Annotated in this window: 12 protein-coding genes and 1 pseudogene; 3 read left to right on the forward strand and 10 right to left on the reverse strand. The window is 69.2% G+C overall.

Annotated features, from left to right (window positions below; translation table 11 throughout):
* Nucleotides 1-3 precede the first annotated feature (3 nt).
* The 10 genes from J3486_RS00820 to J3486_RS00865 all read right to left on the reverse strand — a co-directional run bounded on the left by J3486_RS00820 (nucleotide 4) and on the right by J3486_RS00865 (nucleotide 12,773).
* Nucleotides 4-3,114, reverse strand: a complete 3,111-nt coding sequence (locus J3486_RS00820) for an RICIN domain-containing protein (RefSeq protein ID WP_207817951.1) — start codon at nucleotides 3,112-3,114, stop codon at nucleotides 4-6.
* A 141-nt stretch (nucleotides 3,115-3,255) separates the two neighbouring features.
* A complete protein-coding gene (locus J3486_RS00825) occupies nucleotides 3,256-4,254 on the reverse strand; it encodes an aldo/keto reductase (RefSeq protein WP_207817952.1) in 999 nt (332 codons plus the stop codon).
* A gap of 38 nt (nucleotides 4,255-4,292) precedes the next feature.
* The gene (locus J3486_RS00830; protein ID WP_207817953.1) at nucleotides 4,293-5,054 is read right to left on the reverse strand and encodes an SDR family oxidoreductase; all 762 of its coding nucleotides are present in this window, start codon (nucleotides 5,052-5,054) and stop codon (nucleotides 4,293-4,295) included.
* Complete coding sequence (locus J3486_RS00835; RefSeq protein ID WP_207817954.1) at nucleotides 5,051-6,103, reverse strand: zinc-binding dehydrogenase; 1,053 nt, start codon at nucleotides 6,101-6,103, stop codon at nucleotides 5,051-5,053. The genes J3486_RS00830 and J3486_RS00835 overlap by 4 nt, the downstream gene beginning before the upstream one ends.
* Nucleotides 6,104-6,141: 38 nt before the next feature.
* Complete coding sequence (locus J3486_RS00840; RefSeq protein ID WP_207817955.1) at nucleotides 6,142-7,026, reverse strand: amidohydrolase; 885 nt, start codon at nucleotides 7,024-7,026, stop codon at nucleotides 6,142-6,144.
* A 37-nt stretch (nucleotides 7,027-7,063) separates the two neighbouring features.
* Nucleotides 7,064-7,411: an L-rhamnose mutarotase gene (locus J3486_RS00845; protein ID WP_207817956.1), complete on the reverse strand. Its 348-nt coding sequence runs from the start codon at nucleotides 7,409-7,411 to the stop codon at nucleotides 7,064-7,066.
* Nucleotides 7,408-9,423, reverse strand: coding sequence for a hypothetical protein (locus tag J3486_RS00850; RefSeq protein ID WP_207817957.1), 2,016 nt, complete (start codon nucleotides 9,421-9,423; stop codon nucleotides 7,408-7,410). The genes J3486_RS00845 and J3486_RS00850 overlap by 4 nt, the downstream gene beginning before the upstream one ends.
* 101 nt (nucleotides 9,424-9,524) lie before the next feature.
* A complete protein-coding gene (locus J3486_RS00855; protein WP_207818878.1) occupies nucleotides 9,525-10,379 on the reverse strand; it encodes a carbohydrate ABC transporter permease in 855 nt (284 codons plus the stop codon).
* 97 nt (nucleotides 10,380-10,476) lie between these two features.
* The gene (locus tag J3486_RS00860; protein ID WP_207817958.1) at nucleotides 10,477-11,412 is read right to left on the reverse strand and encodes a carbohydrate ABC transporter permease; all 936 of its coding nucleotides are present in this window, start codon (nucleotides 11,410-11,412) and stop codon (nucleotides 10,477-10,479) included.
* Complete coding sequence (locus tag J3486_RS00865; protein WP_207817959.1) at nucleotides 11,409-12,773, reverse strand: ABC transporter substrate-binding protein; 1,365 nt, start codon at nucleotides 12,771-12,773, stop codon at nucleotides 11,409-11,411. The genes J3486_RS00860 and J3486_RS00865 overlap by 4 nt, the downstream gene beginning before the upstream one ends.
* 371 nt (nucleotides 12,774-13,144) lie before the next feature.
* Here J3486_RS00865 and J3486_RS00870 point away from each other — a divergent pair, with 371 nt between their 5' ends.
* From J3486_RS00870 to J3486_RS00880, 3 genes and pseudogenes are all read left to right on the forward strand, one after another.
* Nucleotides 13,145-13,945: a FadR/GntR family transcriptional regulator gene (locus tag J3486_RS00870; RefSeq protein WP_374194671.1), complete on the forward strand. Its 801-nt coding sequence runs from the start codon at nucleotides 13,145-13,147 to the stop codon at nucleotides 13,943-13,945.
* Nucleotides 13,946-14,183: 238 nt separating this feature from the next.
* Nucleotides 14,184-16,235: a family 43 glycosylhydrolase gene (locus J3486_RS00875; protein ID WP_207817960.1), complete on the forward strand. Its 2,052-nt coding sequence runs from the start codon at nucleotides 14,184-14,186 to the stop codon at nucleotides 16,233-16,235.
* Nucleotides 16,236-16,420: 185 nt separating this feature from the next.
* Nucleotides 16,421-16,681, forward strand: a pseudogene (locus J3486_RS00880) (RICIN domain-containing protein); the annotation flags it as partial.
* Nucleotides 16,682-16,698 lie beyond the last annotated feature (17 nt).

Below are 16,698 nucleotides of genomic sequence, written 5' to 3' on the forward strand. Positions count from 1 at the left end.
GTGTCAGCCCACGCTCATCACCCGCCACAGCTGATCGTCGGAGTCGGTGTCCGTGGTCTGGACGAGCTGGGCGCCCGCCGACGTCGACGCACCGGACACCGCGAGCAGCTTGCCGCTGTGCACGTTCTTGAGTGTGTAGGCGCCGGTTCCTGCGGCCACCGGCGTCCAGCGCTGGCTGTCCGTGTTGGTGTCGGGCTGTTGGACGACGGTTGCGCCGTCCGCGGTGGAGGCGTCGGTGACGGTGAGGAGGTGGCCGCTCTTCTGGTTCACGATCTCGTAGCTGCCGTCACCCACCGCGACCCACCGCCACAGCTGGTTCGACGCCCCGGTGTCGTTCCACTGGATGACGTTCGCCCCGGCGGTGGTCGATCCGCCCGAGACATCGGCCGCCTTTCCGCTGTGCGCGTTGAGGATCTTGTAGAACGCGCTCGGCGCGGGGAAGGCGATGGAGGCGAACGCGTCCAGTGCGCAGACCGTACTGGAGGAGGCCGCGTTCTTGGTGCCGGTGCAGACCACCTTGATCGTATGGGAGCCCGCGGACAGATCTGTCTTCTCGAACAGAGGCACCTGCTTGGTCACCGATGGCGCGTACGCGTCGATGCCCGCCTGTGCCAGGGCGCCGTCGAGGTACACGTCGACCTTGCCCATGTTCGGCTGCGTCATGCCGAGGTACCGAACGCCCGTGCCGCTGAACGCGTACTGGACGGAGTCACCCGCCTTGTTCGTGTAGCGCTCGGACCCGTTGAAGTCCCGGGTGTCGTGCCACGTCGCCCAGCCGGGGGAGTAGGTGAGACGGGAGTCCTTGTCGTCCACGTGGACCCAGCGCTGCCGTACGAGCGCCTTCGACGCGGCGGAAGCCTTGCCCTCGGCGTCCACGACGTACAAGTGGTAGTCGCCGGCCGTCGGCGGAACGACGATGGACGTCGCGGTGCCGGTGGCCTTGGTCATGGTGGGGCCGACCGCGAACCGCGTCGTACCGGCGGGAGCCAGCCACAGCGTCCTGCTCGCGTCGCCGAGGGCACGCACGGGAACGGACGACGTTCCCTTGCCGGCGAACGTGCTCGCGGGCAGGGCGTAGTCCTGGAGCGCTGTCCGGTTCTGCGGGACGAGATCCTTGTAGGCGCTCTCGGGGCCGGAGTTCACGGCGATGGCGTACGCCGTGGACGGCCACACGTTGTCCGGGTAGGCGCGCACGTCCTCGACGGTGCTGTTCGGGACGTTCTTGTTGGCGATCGTGTTGACGGTGCCGTAGGTGTGGGTGATGCTCAGGTCGTGCTGGCGCCCCCAGGTCCCGGAATTGATGGCGTAGGCCACTTTCGGGTCGACGTCGAGCACGTTGTCGCGGTAGGTGATGAACGCGGAGCCCTCGTCGGGGTGCAGGCCGTACTTGTGGCCGGACGGCACGCCCTGGATGTAGTTGTCGCTGATCACGGTGCCCGGCTGGCTGCCCAGGGTGTAGATGGGCGCGGAGTCGCCCAGGACCTGCATCGTGTCGACGATCTGGTTGTGGCTGATGGTGTTGTTCTTCGCCGTGGTGGTCGGGACACCGGGACGGATCGAGTTCTCCGAGCCGTCGAAGTTCCACCATCCCCAGCCGAGCGTGATCCCCGCCCACGGGGACTTCTCGATCCGGTTGTGCCGCACCGACAGGGACTCGGGGAAGTACGCGGAGACGGGGCTGGACGCCTCGAACAACACCCCGCTGTCGTACAGGTAGTTGTTCGCGATCGAGATGTTCTTGCAGACCCCCTCGACGTCCACCGGGTACTTCTCGTGGTTGGTCGCGGTGTAGTCCCCGATGTAGACGTGCTGGGGATGACTCACGGTGATGGCGGAGCCGGCGATGTCGTTCGTGGTGTTGCCGGTCACCTCCGTGTCGCGCACGTCGTTGACCATGTGGATCCCGTCCGCGCCGGTGTGCTGCACGGTGTTGCCCCGCAAGGCGATGGAGTCGGCGTTCTCGATCTCGATGATCCCCGGCGGCAGGTCGACATTGCGGTAGGAGTACGCGTGGAAGTTCTTCCTCGCGTACACGGTCGAGCTGGAGTTGCCCTGGGTGCCCTGCCGGACGACCGATCCGGCAACATTGACGAGGTTCCAGTCGGAGTGCTCCACGGTCAGGCCGGAGAGCGTGATGTTGCGCGCGTGATCGGTGGTGGAACTACCGGCGATCTTGATGAGGGTGCGCACGCCGTTCGGCGCGACGACCCGCGCCGAGGTCATGTCCTCGGAGTCGGCCTTGTAGTAGTAGACCGTGTGCTCGGCCTTGTCGTAGTAGAACTCCCCCGGCTGGTCCAGGAACTCGTACGCGTTCATGAAGGTGTGGGTGCCGTCCGCTTTGAACGGGCCGTACGGCGGTGCCTGGGCGATGGCCGCACCCGGCTGCTGGAACAGGGCCGCGCGCTGGGTGCCGTCCGCGGTGGTCGTGATCTGGCGGACGCCCACGATGGCCGTGGTCCAGGTCGTCGCCGACTTGATCTCGACATCGTCCTGGTTGGACGCGACGGCGGGCAGGTCGGACAGGCCGTACTTGGCTCCGTCGCACTGCGAACCAGACTCCCAGGCCCAGGGCGCCTGGCCGGCCGTGACGGTGTAGGTGCCGTAGCAGCCGGCCGAGGTGACCGTCTTCGAGGCCATCTGGGCGCGCTTGCCGTTGACGTAGAGCGCGCGGAGCTTGCTGTCGCGGTTGAGGGGGGCCTTCCAGATGTTGCCGCTGTGCCGGGACCAGCCGGACACCTGGGTACCGCCGCTCAACACCGGCTTCTCGCCCGGGTAGGCGGCATACACGACACGGTGGTCGTTCGTTCCGGAGTCGGCCGACGTGAACTCGATGGTGTCCGTCACCGGGTAGGTGCCGCCGCGCAGATAGACGGTGATGTCTCCGGTCATGTCTTTGTTGATCGTGCGCACGACGTCCCGCGCATGCTGCAGGGTCTTGAACGGGGCGGTGATCGTGCCGGCGTCGGCGTCATCGCCGTTGGGCGCGACATAGTACGTCGCCTGCGGTGCGGCCGAGGCCGGGGCCGGCAGCGCCAGGGACGTCAGCAGTACGGCGGACAGCGCCAGCGCGACCGCTGCGGACACGGTGCGGACGGCGGAGGGAACACGTCTCATCGACTGCTCCTCGTCCTGGGCATGACCGGTATGAAGCTGTGCATACGGCGGCTCCGGTTGGGTTGTCGGTGCGCTTGTGTGAACTGGGAGATCTTTCAGCGGCAGCTGGGCCATGGGTTTCGCGCAGGCCCCGCCGTGGCCTCAGGGGGCACCACCGGCGGTGGTGGGGACGTCCTGCCGGATCAGTCCCCGGCCGCGGAGGTCGTCCCAGAGCGCCTGGGGTACCGCGCTTCGGTGGAGTGCCACGTTCTGCGCCACCTGGGCGCGGTCACGCATGCCCAGCGTGACGTTGACGGTGCTGGGATGGGTGGTGGGGAAGGCGATGGCGGCGGCGGGAAGGCTGGTGCCGTGCTGCTCGCAGACGCGCGCGATCGTCCGTGCGCGGGCGACCAGTTCCGGCGAGGCGGCCTGGTAGTCGTACGTCATGCCGTCGACGGGCCACGGACGCGAGAGCAGCCCGGAGTTGAAGACACCGACCGCGACGACGCTCTTGCCCGTTTCCTGCGCCGCGGGCAGCACGTCGTCGAGGGCCGACTGGTCGAGGAGGGTGTAGCGCCCGGCGAGCATGACCACGTCGGCGGCGGTGTCCCGCAGGAAACGGGCGAGCATGGCCGACTGGTTCATGCCGGCGCCGATGGCCCCCACGACCCCTTGGCCACGCAGCTCCGCCAGAGCGGGCATCGCCTCCTCGGCGGCCTGGCGCCAGTGGTCGTCGGGGTCGTGCACGTAGACGACGTCGAGCCGGTCGAGGCCGGTGCGGCGCAGGGAGTCCTCGACGGAGCGGAGTACGCCGTCGCGGCTGAAGTCCCACTGCCGGCGCAGATCGTCCCGGACGACGAAGCCCTCCCTGTCGATGCCCCGGGGACGCTCGTTGGGGACGAGGAGTCGGCCCACCTTGGAGGAGACGACGTACTCGGAGCGGGGGCGCGGTCGCAGAGCCGCCCCGAGGCGGTGTTCGGACAGCCCGAGGCCGTAGTGCGGCGCGGTGTCGAAGTACCGGATGCCCGCGTCCCAGGCCGCGTCGACGGCGGCGGACGCGTCGGCCGCCGAGGTGGTGCGGTACAGGTTGCCGATCACCGCCGCACCGAATCCGAGGGCGGTGAGCTCGACGGACGTACCGGCGACCCTGCGGCGTCGCATGACGTCCCGTCCAACTGCTACCGGATCGGTGCCGCTGCTCATCGGCCGAGCCATCCGCCGTCGACGGGCAGGATGGTGCCGTGGATGTAGGCGGCGGCGTCGGAGGCGAGGAAGACGGTGGCGCCGGCGAGGTCGTCGGCGCTGCCCCAGCGTCCGGCGGGGATGCGGTCCAGGATCGCCTTGCTGCGGACGGGGTCGTCCTGGAGTGCCCGGGTGTTGTCGGTGGCGATGTAGCCGGGGGCGATCGCGTTGACGTTGACGCCATGCGGTGCCCATTCGTTGGCGAGCGCCTTGGTCAGGCCTGCGATGCCGTGCTTGGCGGCGGTGTAGCCGGGGACGGTGATGCCGCCCTGGTAGCTGAGCAGCGAGGCGGTGAAGATGATGTTGCCGTGGCCGCGGGCCACCATGGTCGCGCCGACGGCGCGGGTGAGTGCGAACTGGGCGTTGAGGTTGACCTGGAGCACCAATGCCCAGTCGTCGTCGGTGTGTTGGGCGGCCGGGGTGCGGCGGATGGTGCCGGCGTTGTTGACGAGGATGTCCACGGGTCGCTCGCGTGCGGCGAGGTCGGCGCCCAGGGCCCGTACGGCGTCGGAGTCGGCGAAGTCGGTACGGATGGCTTCGAAGGTACGACCCAGGGCGGTGACGTCCTTTTCCACGTCGCTGCCGGACCCCTCCAGGGAGGCGCTCACTCCGATGATGTCGGCGCCCGCTTCGGCGAGGGCGCGGGCCATGGCCCGGCCGATGCCGCGGTGGGCTCCGGTGACGACGGCGAGTTTCCCGGTGAGGTCGAAGGCGTTCACAGGGTGGCTCCCTGGGTGTCGTCGGAGTGGTCGGTGCAGTCGAGGAGGATCTTCATCACGTCGCCGCCGCCCTCCAGGGCCTCGAACGCGGCGGGCGCCTGGGTGAGGGGGACGACCTTGCTGATCAGCCGGTCAGCGGGGATCGTGCCGTCCGCGACCAGGGCGACCGCCCGCCCGAAGTCGGAGCGGTCGTACAACCGGGCGCCGACGAGGGTGAGTTCACGCCAGAAGAAGCGGTGCAGGTTCACCTCGCGCGGGCGGGGGTGAATGGCGACCAGGCACAGCCGCCCCCGCACCCCGAGCACGTCCACGGCAGTGTCCACCCCGCCGGCCGCACCGGACACCTCGAACGCGACGTCGGCGCCCGCGTTGCCGGTCCACGCGCCGACCAGGGCGCCGATGTCGTCGGCTGTGGGGTCCCAGGTGGTCAGCCCCAATTCCTCGGCCAGCAACCGTCGGTGAGCGCTGAGCTCGACCACCCGTACGTCGGCGCCGGCGGCCCGCGCGACGAGTGCGATCAGCACGCCGACCGGCCCGCCGCCGACGACCACGACCTTCTCGTCGCCGCGAACCTGTGCCCGGCCGACGTCGTGGACGGCCACAGCGGTGGGCTCCACGAGCGCCGCCCGGTCCAGCGGAAGTGAGTCCGGCAGGCGGACCAGGGTGGAGGCGGGTACGGTCCAGCGCTGCTGCATCGCGCCGGGGGAGTCGATGCCGATGAAGTCGAGGTGCTGGCAGACATGTTGGTGACCGGCCCGGCAGGCGGGGCAGGTGCCGTCCCAGCGCAGCGGCATCACGGTCACCGCGTCACCGGGCGCCCAGTCCGCCACGCCCGGACCGACCCGGAGGATCCGGCCGGACATCTCGTGGCCCAACACGGCGGGCGTGCCGACCCGGGCGTCCATGTCGCCGTGGAAGATGTGCAGGTCGGTGCCGCAGATGCCGACGTAGGCAGGGGCGAGCTGCACCTCGCCGGGGCCCGGCTCCCCGCTCGATGCGGGAGCCGTGTTCAGGGTACGGGCAGCCGTGTAGTGGACGGCGAGTGTCATCGTGTTCTCCACATTTCTCTCGGCGTGAGCGCTGTACGTCAGCCGCGGGCGGGGAGGCGGTAGAAGGCGGTCGCGGTACCGGCGAGGAGCGCGTGGATCTCGCTCTCCGCGCAGTCGGTGAGCAGTTCTTCCACGGTCGCGGCCCAGGGGTTCCAGCCGCCCGCGAGGTTGGCGACCGGCCAGTCGGAGCCGAACATCAGCCGGTCAGGGCCGAAGGACGTGAGCAGCTCGTCCCAGACCGGACGGATGTCGGACGTGGTCCAACTGCCGTGGTCGGCCTCGGTGATGAGACCTGACAGTTTGCAGACCACGTGCTCGTGCGCCGCCAGCCGGCGCACCTGCTCCCGCCACTCGGCGAGTTCGCCCCTGGCGATGTCCGGCTTGCCCGCGTGGTTCAGCACCTGAGGCAGGTCGGGGAAGCGTTCGGCCAGCCGGATCGCCTGGTCGAACTGGTGGCTGCGGATCAGGACGTCGTAGGAGAGCCCTCGATCCCTCACCGCCGCCAACCCCCTTTCGACATCGGGGCGTTGCAGCCAGGCCGGATCCGCCTCGCCCTGCACGAGGTGGCGCAGGGAACGCAGACGCGTACCGCCCGGCCCGGTGAGCAGCCGGTCGAGCGTCTCGCCGATCGCGGGCGACGTGAGGTCCGCCCAGCCGACCACCGCCTCGATCAGCGGCTCCCGCTCCGCGAGGGCGAGCAGATCCGCCGTCTCGGGCACCTCCGGCACGCACTGCACGGCCACCGTGCCGTGCAGGTGACGGCCCGCGACGGGCCGGGTCGCGGTGGAGCGCAGCTCGTCGGGGGTGAAGGTGCGGCGGATCGGGGTCAGGCCGGGGTCGTCGAGCCAGGGCTGCGGGCGCTGGTCGAGGTCCCACAGATGGTGGTGCGCGTCGATGAGAACGGGGGTGGGGGCGTCGGTCATGACGGTTCCAAGTCGGGTCGGTCCGGCGCGGGCCGGGTCAGACGGTGACGTCCTCGCCGGGCGGGCCGAGGTGCCAGATCTCGGTCAGTTCCGTCCACTGGCGGGCCTCGCCCCGGTCGGGCCAGGGCTCCTGGCACGGGTCGGTCAGCTTCCACCACTCCTGCGTCTCGGGGTCGGCTTCGAGGACAGCCATGTCGGCCTCGAAGTCGTCGCCGTGGTACTCGAGGTAGCCGAACAGCACGTCGCCGTGGAGGAAGATGCCGAAGTTGCGGATGTTCGCCCGGTGCAGGGCCGCCTCCACCCCGGGCCAGACGGCGGAGTGCAGTTCGAGATACCTCTCCCGGTGCTCGGGCCGGAGCCTGATGGTCTGGGCGATGCGCTTCACGCCGTGCTCCCTTCCGTGCCGGCGACGGGTCCGCCCGCCTCGGTGCCGAACGGGGTGCGGTAGCTGGGGGTGTGGGCGCGCAGGTCCAGTCGCAGGACGAGCCTGATACGGGTGGACGCGGGCAGCCGGACGGTCAGGAAGGGGCTGTCGCAGGACAGTTCTTCCTCGGTGACGACGGGCTCGGTGTGGCCGTAGTCGTACATGTCGCCGATCCAGCCGTCGTCCAGGCAGGTGGTGTACCGGGCGGCGGCGATGGTGTGCTCGGCGAAGGCGCCGGCCTGGACGATCACGGTGCGGTCCGTCTCGGGGGCGAGGTTGACCAGTTCGACGGTCGTTGCCTCGGGGTCGATGGAGCTGACCAGCGCGGCCACGTCCTGCGGCAGACCGGCGCGGCGCGCGTCGGCGTCGTGGTAGCGCAGCCGGGCCTGCTGCAGGCCGCCGTTGTACAGCACCTGGGGGCCGCCCCAGGTCAGCTGGACGAGAGCCTCGGTGACCACCGGGTTCGACTGCTGCCAGACGTGGATGTCGGCCTCGGGCACGTCCAGGTCACGGTAGCGGTCGATACGGCGCAGACGGTGCCGGATCTGAGCCTGGGCGGTGGCGAGGATGCGCTCGGGGTAGCCGGGGTCGTCGCCGGCGAGGAAGGCGAACCATGCCTTCTCGTGGCCGGACTCCTCCTTGGCGCGGAACGGCCGCAGGGTGCGCCAGTCGATGGCCTCGGCCTCGCGCAGGTCCTCCAGCCGCTTGCGGTCGGCGTCCGACGCCGAGTGGTGCCACAGGGCCACCGGTACGGGCGGGGTGGTCGGGTTGTAGTCGAACCAGCCGGTGTCGTTGTACCGGAACGGCACGTGCAGCGTGGGGGTCTCGGCGTCCGGGCCGAGTTCCACCGCCCACTTGGCGGGGAGGCTGGAGTCCGCCTCGGTGTGGGGCATCACCTTGCCGCGGGCGATGAGCGAGTCGAGCGTGGTGCGGACCATGGAGAGGAAGTCGTCGTCCCCGGTGACCGTCGCCGCCGCGAGCGCCGCCACGCAGGCCGCGGCTCCGATGCTGTGCCAGCCGTGCGGCCAGGACCAGCCGTAGTGGCCGCCGTACCAGCGGCCTTCGAGGAGGCCGCCGACGACGCCGTCCGGGCTGACGTTGTCAGGGATGACACCGTCGTTCGCCTCGGTGCGCTCCCGCCACGCACCGACGTACTCGACGATCCAGTCGCGGTAGCGCTCGTCGCCGGTCAGGATCCAGGCGTTGAGCACCAGACCGGTGGCGCCGAGGTTGATGGCGGTGTCTCCGGCGCCCATCCGTTCGCGCATCTGCGCGCCGAGACGCGGGTCCGAGGAGAGCGGGAACGGGCCGCCCCGCGCCTCGGGTATCCACTCCAGCGGGTACCCGTAGGTGTCCGCCTCCTTCTGCAGCCAGGGGTAGACGTCACCGTCGAACAGACCCGTGCGGTCGGGGTCGCTGCCGTTGTGCGCGCGGGTGATGATGCGGTGGGCGGGGTCGTAGTTGCCCTTGGCCGGATCGACGTACAACTCCGCGAAGCGCAGGGCGCGTTCCGACCAGCGCTCGGGGTCGGCCATGCACAGGAAGAAGAGCAGCAGCAGACTCTCGCCCTGGTGGAACCAGTCGTAGCCGCGCTCGTACTCGTCACGCAGCATGTCCCGTTCGGTGAGCTGACGGGTCACGCCCTCCCAGTGCTTCTCGCTGGCGGGCAGCAGGTCGTCGGCGCCGCCGAGGAGGTAGAGCTGGGGCCAGTTGAAGAACACCTCGTAGAAGTCGTCCACCCCGTCGCGGGTGGTCAGCGGCCCGGTGTAGTTCAGGCGTCCGTCCGGGCCGGTGAAGTCGCGGGCGAAGCGGCGCCAGGCGTGATCCAGCAGGTCGAACAAGGACCGCTGGGCCACCGCCCAGCCCGGTACGTCGAGCAGGGGGACCGTCGCCTCGATCGCGGGGGGCGGGGTCGGCCGGCCCGCGGCCTCGGTGTCCTCACCCGAGGCGGGGTCTGGAAAGTCGAAGGGCATGGAAGGGAATCTCCGTTCAGGGGTACGGGGTGCGCGCCCGCGGCGCCGGCCGGGCGAGGTCGCTGATCAGGGCGCCGTGACGGGGCAACCGGCGATCGGGCCTACTCCTTGGTGGCCCCGGCGAGCATCCCGCTGACCAGGAAGCGCTGGGCGAACAGGAAGACGACCAGCACCGGTGTGATGGCGAGCAGGGTGGCCAGTGCCAGCTGGGGGCGCTCGATCGCCAGCTCGCCGACGGTCGGATTGAAGGACGGCACGTTGCTGAGCAGGCTTCCGACGCCGACCTGGATCGGCATCTGGTCGGACTCGGGGAGCATCACGTACGGCAGGAAGTAGTTGGTCCAGTTCGCGACGAAGCTGAAGAAGCCCACGAGCGCGATGACCGGGGTCGCCAGCGGCAGCGCGATGTGCCGGAAGACACCGAACTCCGAGCAGCCGTCGATGCGAGCCGCGGCCAGCAGGTCCTTCGGCACGGCGGTGGTGAAGTAGATGTACGTCAGATACACGCCGAACGGGTAGAAGGCGTACGGCAGGATGATCGACCACATGGTGCCGATCAGGCGTACCGCGTTGAGCTCCAAGAACAGCGGCACCACCAGGGTGGCGGTCGGCATCAGCATCACGACCAGCGTCGACACCAGCAGGGCGTGCCGGCCGCGGAACTCGGTCATGGCCAGGGCGTAGCCCGCCGGAATGGCCACGCACAAAGTGATGACCAGCGAAATCGCCGCGTACAGCGTGGAGTTGCCCAGCCACTGCATCACGGCGTTGTCCTGGAACGCGGTGAGTGCGTGCCAGTTGGCCTTGAGGGCGTGCCACGAGCCGAAGGACAGCGGACTGTCGTGGATGAGTTGCTGGTCCGTCTTGGTGGCGGCGAGCAGGAGCCACAGCACGGGCAGGACGAAGAACACCAGGAAGACGGCGAGCAGGGCGCCGGCCAGCAGACGGGGCACCACACGACGCGGGGGGCGAAGGCGCCGGGCCGCGTGGGCCTGCGGGCGGGCCGGGTCCATGACGCCTGGTTCCCGATCCGTCAGGGGTGCGGCGGGTGACTCAGTCGGCATCGAAGAACCTCGATCGTGTGACGAAGACGGCGGCGGCCGACAGGCTGACGACCAGCAGCTCGACCGAGACCGCGGCGGCACCGTTGATGTTGTTCAGCTCGAAGGCGAAGTCGTACGTCAGCTGGTTCAGCGCGTAGTCGCGGCCCGCCACCCCCACACTCGCCAGGGACAGCAACTGCGGCTCGACGAAGAGCTGGGTGCCGCCTGCGAACGCCAGAATCACCATGTACACGATCCACTTGCGGAGCATCGGGATCTGTACGTGCCAGGCGGTCTGCCAGCTGCTCGCCCCATCGATGCGCGCGGCTTCCATCACATCCGTGGGGATGTTGTTGAGCGCGCCGTACATGACGACGATCCAGCCGCCCGCGCCGGTCCAGAACGCGATGATCGTGAACAGGAGCGGCAGATGGCCCGGCGCGATCACCTCGCCGAACGTGTCGAACCCCAGCGCACCGAGCAGTGAACTGGCCGGACTCACCGTCGGATCGAGCATGAACAGCCACACCAGGACGCTCGCGGCACCCGCGAGGGCGCCCGGGATGTAGTAGAGGAAGCGCAGGGACCTGCTGAGCGTGCCGGACGAGAGGCGGTGCAGCAGCAGGGCGAGGGTCACCACGAACACCACGAGCGAGAGCATCCAGAACAGCAGGTACAGGGCCACGTGGCCCACGGCGTCCATGAACCGGAAGTCGTGCGCCGTGTCGATGAAGTTGGACAGGCCGGTGAACGTGCCGCCCGCGTTGGTCAAGGCGAAGTAGACGGCGTAGCCGGTCGGCAGGATGCCGAAGGCGATCAGCAGCAGTACGTAGCCGGCGACGAAGGCGACGCCGGCCCGGCTCTGCCGGGCGGTGCCGCGAGGGCGCCGACGGGCAGAGCGGGACGGAGCGGACGCAGCGGACGCAGAGTGGTTCACAGCGGTCACTGCGCGACCTTGTAACCGTTGGACCGGGCGTACTTGACGATCGCGTCCTGCCAGGCGGGCAGCATGGATTCGATCGTCTTGCCCTGGGTGAGGCCCGGCTTGACGGTGGCGGCCCAGATCGCTTCCTGGCTGAACTTGCCCGAGCCCCAGTCGGACCACACCTGCGAGGAGGCGTCCGTGAGGGCCGTGAGGTCACTGGCGTAGTACCCGGAGTCGGCCTGTGCCTTCAGCCAGTTCTCGGCGACGGGCGCATAGGCCGGGAAGCCGGGGGACTTCTCGCCCTGGTAGGCGTTGTCCGTGGTGACCCACTTCAGGAAGTCGGTGGCCGCCTTGATGTGGGCGGAGTGCTGCGACAGCAGCCAGGTGCCGCCGCCGACGTTGCCGGTGGACGGTGCGGTCTCGCCCTTCCACTGCGGCATGGGCGCCACCGCGATCTGCTTCGCCGGCGTCTTGAGCCCGCTCTGGAAGACCGCGCCGCCGTACCAGGCCGGGCCGGGCATGAGCAGGATCTTCTCGGCCTTCCTGTTCTTCTTGGCGAAGTCGGTGCTGAAGACCCCGGTGATGGAGATCGACTTGTTCTTGATCAGTACGTCCAGCAGTTCGGCCATCTTGGTGCACGCCTCGCTGGTGGTGTTCACGGACACCGCCTTGGGGCCGGTGATGTGGTTGGCGCCGCACTTGCTCGCCCACAGGTAGATCTCGGGGGTGAAGGAGTCGCCCGCGTCGCCGACGAGGTACCCGGGATGTTCTTTGGCGACCTTCTCGCCGAGTGCCTGGTATTCCTCCCAGGTCGCGGGGACGGTGTAGCCGAACTTCTTGAGCAGCGGGGCGTTGTACCAGAGCACCGTCTGGGAGAGGTCGTTGCGCAGGCAGTACAGGGTCCCGTTGACCGTGCAGACGTCGTTGGCGCCCTTGGCGAACTTGCTGAGGGTCGCGTCCGGGATCAGACCCTTGTTCAGCGGCGCGGCGAAGCCCGCGTCGACCGCCCAGCTCGCCTCGTTGTTCTGGGAGCTGAAGACGACGTCGGGCCAGCCCTTCCTGGTGCGGTTGAACAACTGGACCTTGGTCTGCAGGTAGTTCGAACCATTGGCGTCACCGTCGTAGCTGACGATCTTCAGCTTCACGTCCGGGTGCTGCTTCTGGTACAGCTTCGCGGCGTCCATGCGGGTCGCATCCACCCAGACGGTCAACTCCCCGTCCGTCTGGGCGACTTGCGCGAAGCCGTCCTTGTTGGTCGTGCCGCCGGTGCCGCCGCCGCAGGCGGCCAGGGTCAGTACCAGTGCGGCGCAGCCGGCGGGCAGCGCCGCACGCGTCCTGCGGAGTGCGCTTCTCGGGCCGGGCGAAAGCTTGTTGAGGGTCATCAGTGACTCCACTGGGTCTGCGGGGGTGCCCCGAGCGGGCAGGGGTGGCGCCTGGATGGGTCGACGTCGGGGTCCCGGACGGACGTCGGCAGGGCGGGCGGCTGTGCTGCTAGCGGCGTGGAAGAAATTAGCCGCCTTATCCAGGGAGCCGTCAAGGGTGTGTGCACGGCTGTTTTCCGGGAGTTGAGGCGATGATGGCGGACCAGTGCGGCTTTGTGACCGTTAAGTTCCCTCAGTTCCTTGAGAGTTCTCTGCTCATGGCGAAGGGTCCGTGTCGGAATGAGTACGACTCATTGCGGGGTTGGGCTACGATGCCGACGGCTCCACAGTGGTCAGCCGCGTACGCCGCAGCCATCCGGGAGGACGTACAGATGGACGACATGCCAGAGCGCGAGGCGGCGTCGCCGGCCGGGATCCTGCCGACCGCGCTCGCCCAGAACGGCGTGGGCGAGGAGCGCGGCTACCGGCCCGGATACGAGATCGTGGCGGAGCGGATCCTCGAACACATCGCCGCGCAGCGGCTGGTGGCGGGCGACCGGCTGCCGACCGAGGTGGACCTGGCGCAGATGCTGGGCACCAGCAGGGCGGTGGTGCGGGAGGCCGTGAAGATTCTCTCGGCGCTGGGCCGCGTCCGGGCCCACAAGGGCAGGGGCCTGTTCGTCGCGGACGACGAAGGCATGCTCGTCACCAGCCGCTGGGGAGGCTTCTTCCGGCCCGTCGACATCGACCATGTGCTGATGCTGTTCGAGTTCCGCCGGGTTCAGGAGATGTCCGCCAGCAGCCTGGCGGCCACCCGTGCCACCCCAGCCGAACTGCGCACCATCGAGGTGGCCGTGGAGCAGTGCCGGCACGGGTTCGCCCACGGCGCGGTCGACGTGTTCAACCGGGCGGACGACGACTTCCACGCGGCCGTCTCCGTGGCCTCGCACAACGCGTTCCTGGTCAGCGCGGTACGCGACGCGCGGCGGCTGCAGCGCCAGTCCAGTGCCATCGGCATCCATGACACGCTCGGCGAGAACGCCGAGTTGGCGGTCGAGGAGCACGAGGCGATCTACCGGGCCATCCGTGACGGCCGGCCCGAGGAGGCCGCTCAGGCCACCGCGGTGCACCTGGACCGGACCTTGGAGGACTACCGGCGCGAGATCCAGTGGCGCCTTTTCGGTCAGCGTTAACGGTTCGATATCTCGTTCGCGGTACGGGACTTCGGTCGAAAGCTGTCACGGGCGTTGACTTCCGCACAGGGCGCCGCCTACGTTCGGCGCCGTTGTGTCCGACTCTTCGACGGTTATTCGAAATCCCGGACACATGGGGCGTGAGGTCGGTTCCGTTTCCCGCAGGAACCCCATGCTCACCACCTCACGCGTTCCCGACGCACGTACCTGCGCAGAAACGTCTGACGGAGGACGAACCGTGGACATCACAAGACGACACCTCGGCCGACTCGCCGCGGTCGGTACCGGGGCACTCATGCTGCCGGGCCTGCTGCCCCCGGCCAGGGCAGCGGCGGCCGCGCCATGGGACGGCACCTGGGGCGATCAGGGCGACGGCACCTACGCCAACCCGATTCTCCCGGGCGATTTCAGCGACTGGGACTGCATCCGGGTCGGTGACGACTACTACGGAATCACCAGCACGTTCGGGTACTCGCCCGGTGTCGCGGTGCTGCACTCGAAGGACCTGGTCAGCTGGCGTACGGTCGGCAACGCGGTCGGTGACGTGACCCGGATCGGGCCGGAGCTGAACTGGGACCGCATGAACCGCTACGGCCGCGGCGTGTGGGCCGGTGCCATCCGCTTCCACGCGGGGCGCTACTGGGTGTACTTCAACACGCCCGACGAAGGCTTCTTCATGACATCGGCCCCCTCCCCGGCCGGACCGTGGGATCCGCTGACCTCGGTGTGGCGCACCTCGGGCTGGGACGACCCGTGCCCGTTCTGGGACGACGACGGCCAGGGCTACCTGGTCACCAGCCACTACTCGGACGGCTACAAGATCAATCTCTTCAAGCTGTCCGAGGACGGGAAGTCGCTGGTCGGCTCACCCACGGTCATCCACCAGTCGTCGGGCAGCGAAGCCAACAAGCTGTACAAGATCAACGGCCTGTACTACCACCTGTACAGCGAGGTGAAGCCCGAGGGCCGGGTGCTGATGATGCACCGCGGCAGCAGCCTCTACGGCCCGTACGAGACGCGGCAGTTGCTGCACGTCAGCTCTTCGGTGGACCGCGAGCCCAACCAGGGCGGACTGGTGCAGGCACCGGACGGCGCGTGGTACTTCGTGACCCATCACGGCCATGGTGACTGGGAGGGCCGCGTCCTGTCGCTGCTGCCGGTCACCTGGGTGGACGGCTGGCCGATCCTGGGCACCGTGGGCACGGACGGCATCGGCACCATGACGTGGTCGGGCAAGGTGCCCGCCGGCGGCACACCCGGTCTGCCCCTCGACGCACTGCCGCCGGTGGTGACGAGCGACCTGTTCACCGCGAGCAGCCTCAAGCCGCAGTGGGAGTGGTACTACCAACCGCGTGCGGATCACTGGTCGTTGACCGAGCGTCCCGGCTATCTGCGCCTGAAAGCCTTCGCACCTCTGGCGGCCGACCATCTGATGAAGGTGGGCAACACCCTCACCCAGCGCGCACTGCGCACGGCCGGAGGCGCGACCGTGACGGTACGCCTGGAACTGGCCGGCCTCGCCGACGGTCAGCACGCCGGGCTGTGCCACTACGCAGCGACGTATGCCGGACTGGGGGTGAAGCGCACCGGGAGCACCACCACGCTCGCGCACAACGCCGGCGGCACCCTGACCTACGGGCCGGACATCACCCAGAACGCTGTCTGGCTGCGCACCAGTTGGGACGTGAACGGGATGAGCCGCTTCTCCTACAGCCTCGACGGGAGCACCTTCACCGACGTCGGCCCCACCTACCAGCTCACCTGGGGCGGCTACCGCGGCGACCGGATCGGCCTGTACACCTACAACCCCGACAACACCGGCTACGTCGACATCGACTCGGTGTGCTACACCGTCGCCCCCACCCGGGCCTACAAGTGCGTCAGCGTGCGCAGCGGCAAAGTCGCCGACGTCGCCGGTGCGTCGGTCGCGCACGGCGCCGGCCTGATCCAGTGGCGCGACACCGGCGGAACGAACCAGCAGTGGACCTTCCAGGCCACGGCGGACGGCTACCACACCATCACCTGCGTCCGCAGCGGGAAGGTCCTGGACGTAGCGGGCTCCTCGACGGCGGACGGCGCGCGGATCGTGCAGACGACCGCGGACGGCCGCACCAGCCAGCAATGGCAACTGCGCCCGCTGACCGGGGGCGCGTTCGTCGTGGTCAACCGCAACAGCGGCAAGGTCCTCGACGTCAGCGGAGGCAGCACGGCCGCCGGCGCCGCGCTGATCCAGTACTCCGACCGGGGCAGCACCAACCAGCACTGGACGTTTCAGCGCGTCACCGGTTAGCGCGTACGAGGCCACCGCGCCCCCTGCCTGATCCGCCGGTCCCGCGCCAAGGGCCCTGTGGAGTTAGGCCCGAGCTCTGGCGACCCCCGCGGCCCGGCCCAGCGATGCCCGGGGCGGCGCTCTCGCGTCACCGACCAGCACCGCGTCACGACAAGCCGCTCGTCTCCGAAAGGTGCACGATGTCCAACGTCGGCAGCGGTCGGGTCCTCGGCATCCAGGACATGTACACGGCCGACGGAGCGACCGTCCTGCCGTGGTCGGACAACGGCACCGCCGACCACCGGTGGACGCTCCTCGACCAGGGCGACGGAACCTACAAGATCCGCCACGTGCACAGCGGCAAGCTGCTCGCCATCGCGGACGACTGAACCGCCGTCGGCGCGTTCGCGGTGCAGACCCCGGACGACGGCACGGCCGACAACCGGTGGCGCATCGTACGGAACTGAGCGGGCCGGAAGAAGTA

The sequence above is a fragment of the Streptomyces sp. VRA16 Mangrove soil genome (assembly GCF_017377775.1).
Lineage (GTDB): Bacteria > Actinomycetota > Actinomycetes > Streptomycetales > Streptomycetaceae > Streptomyces.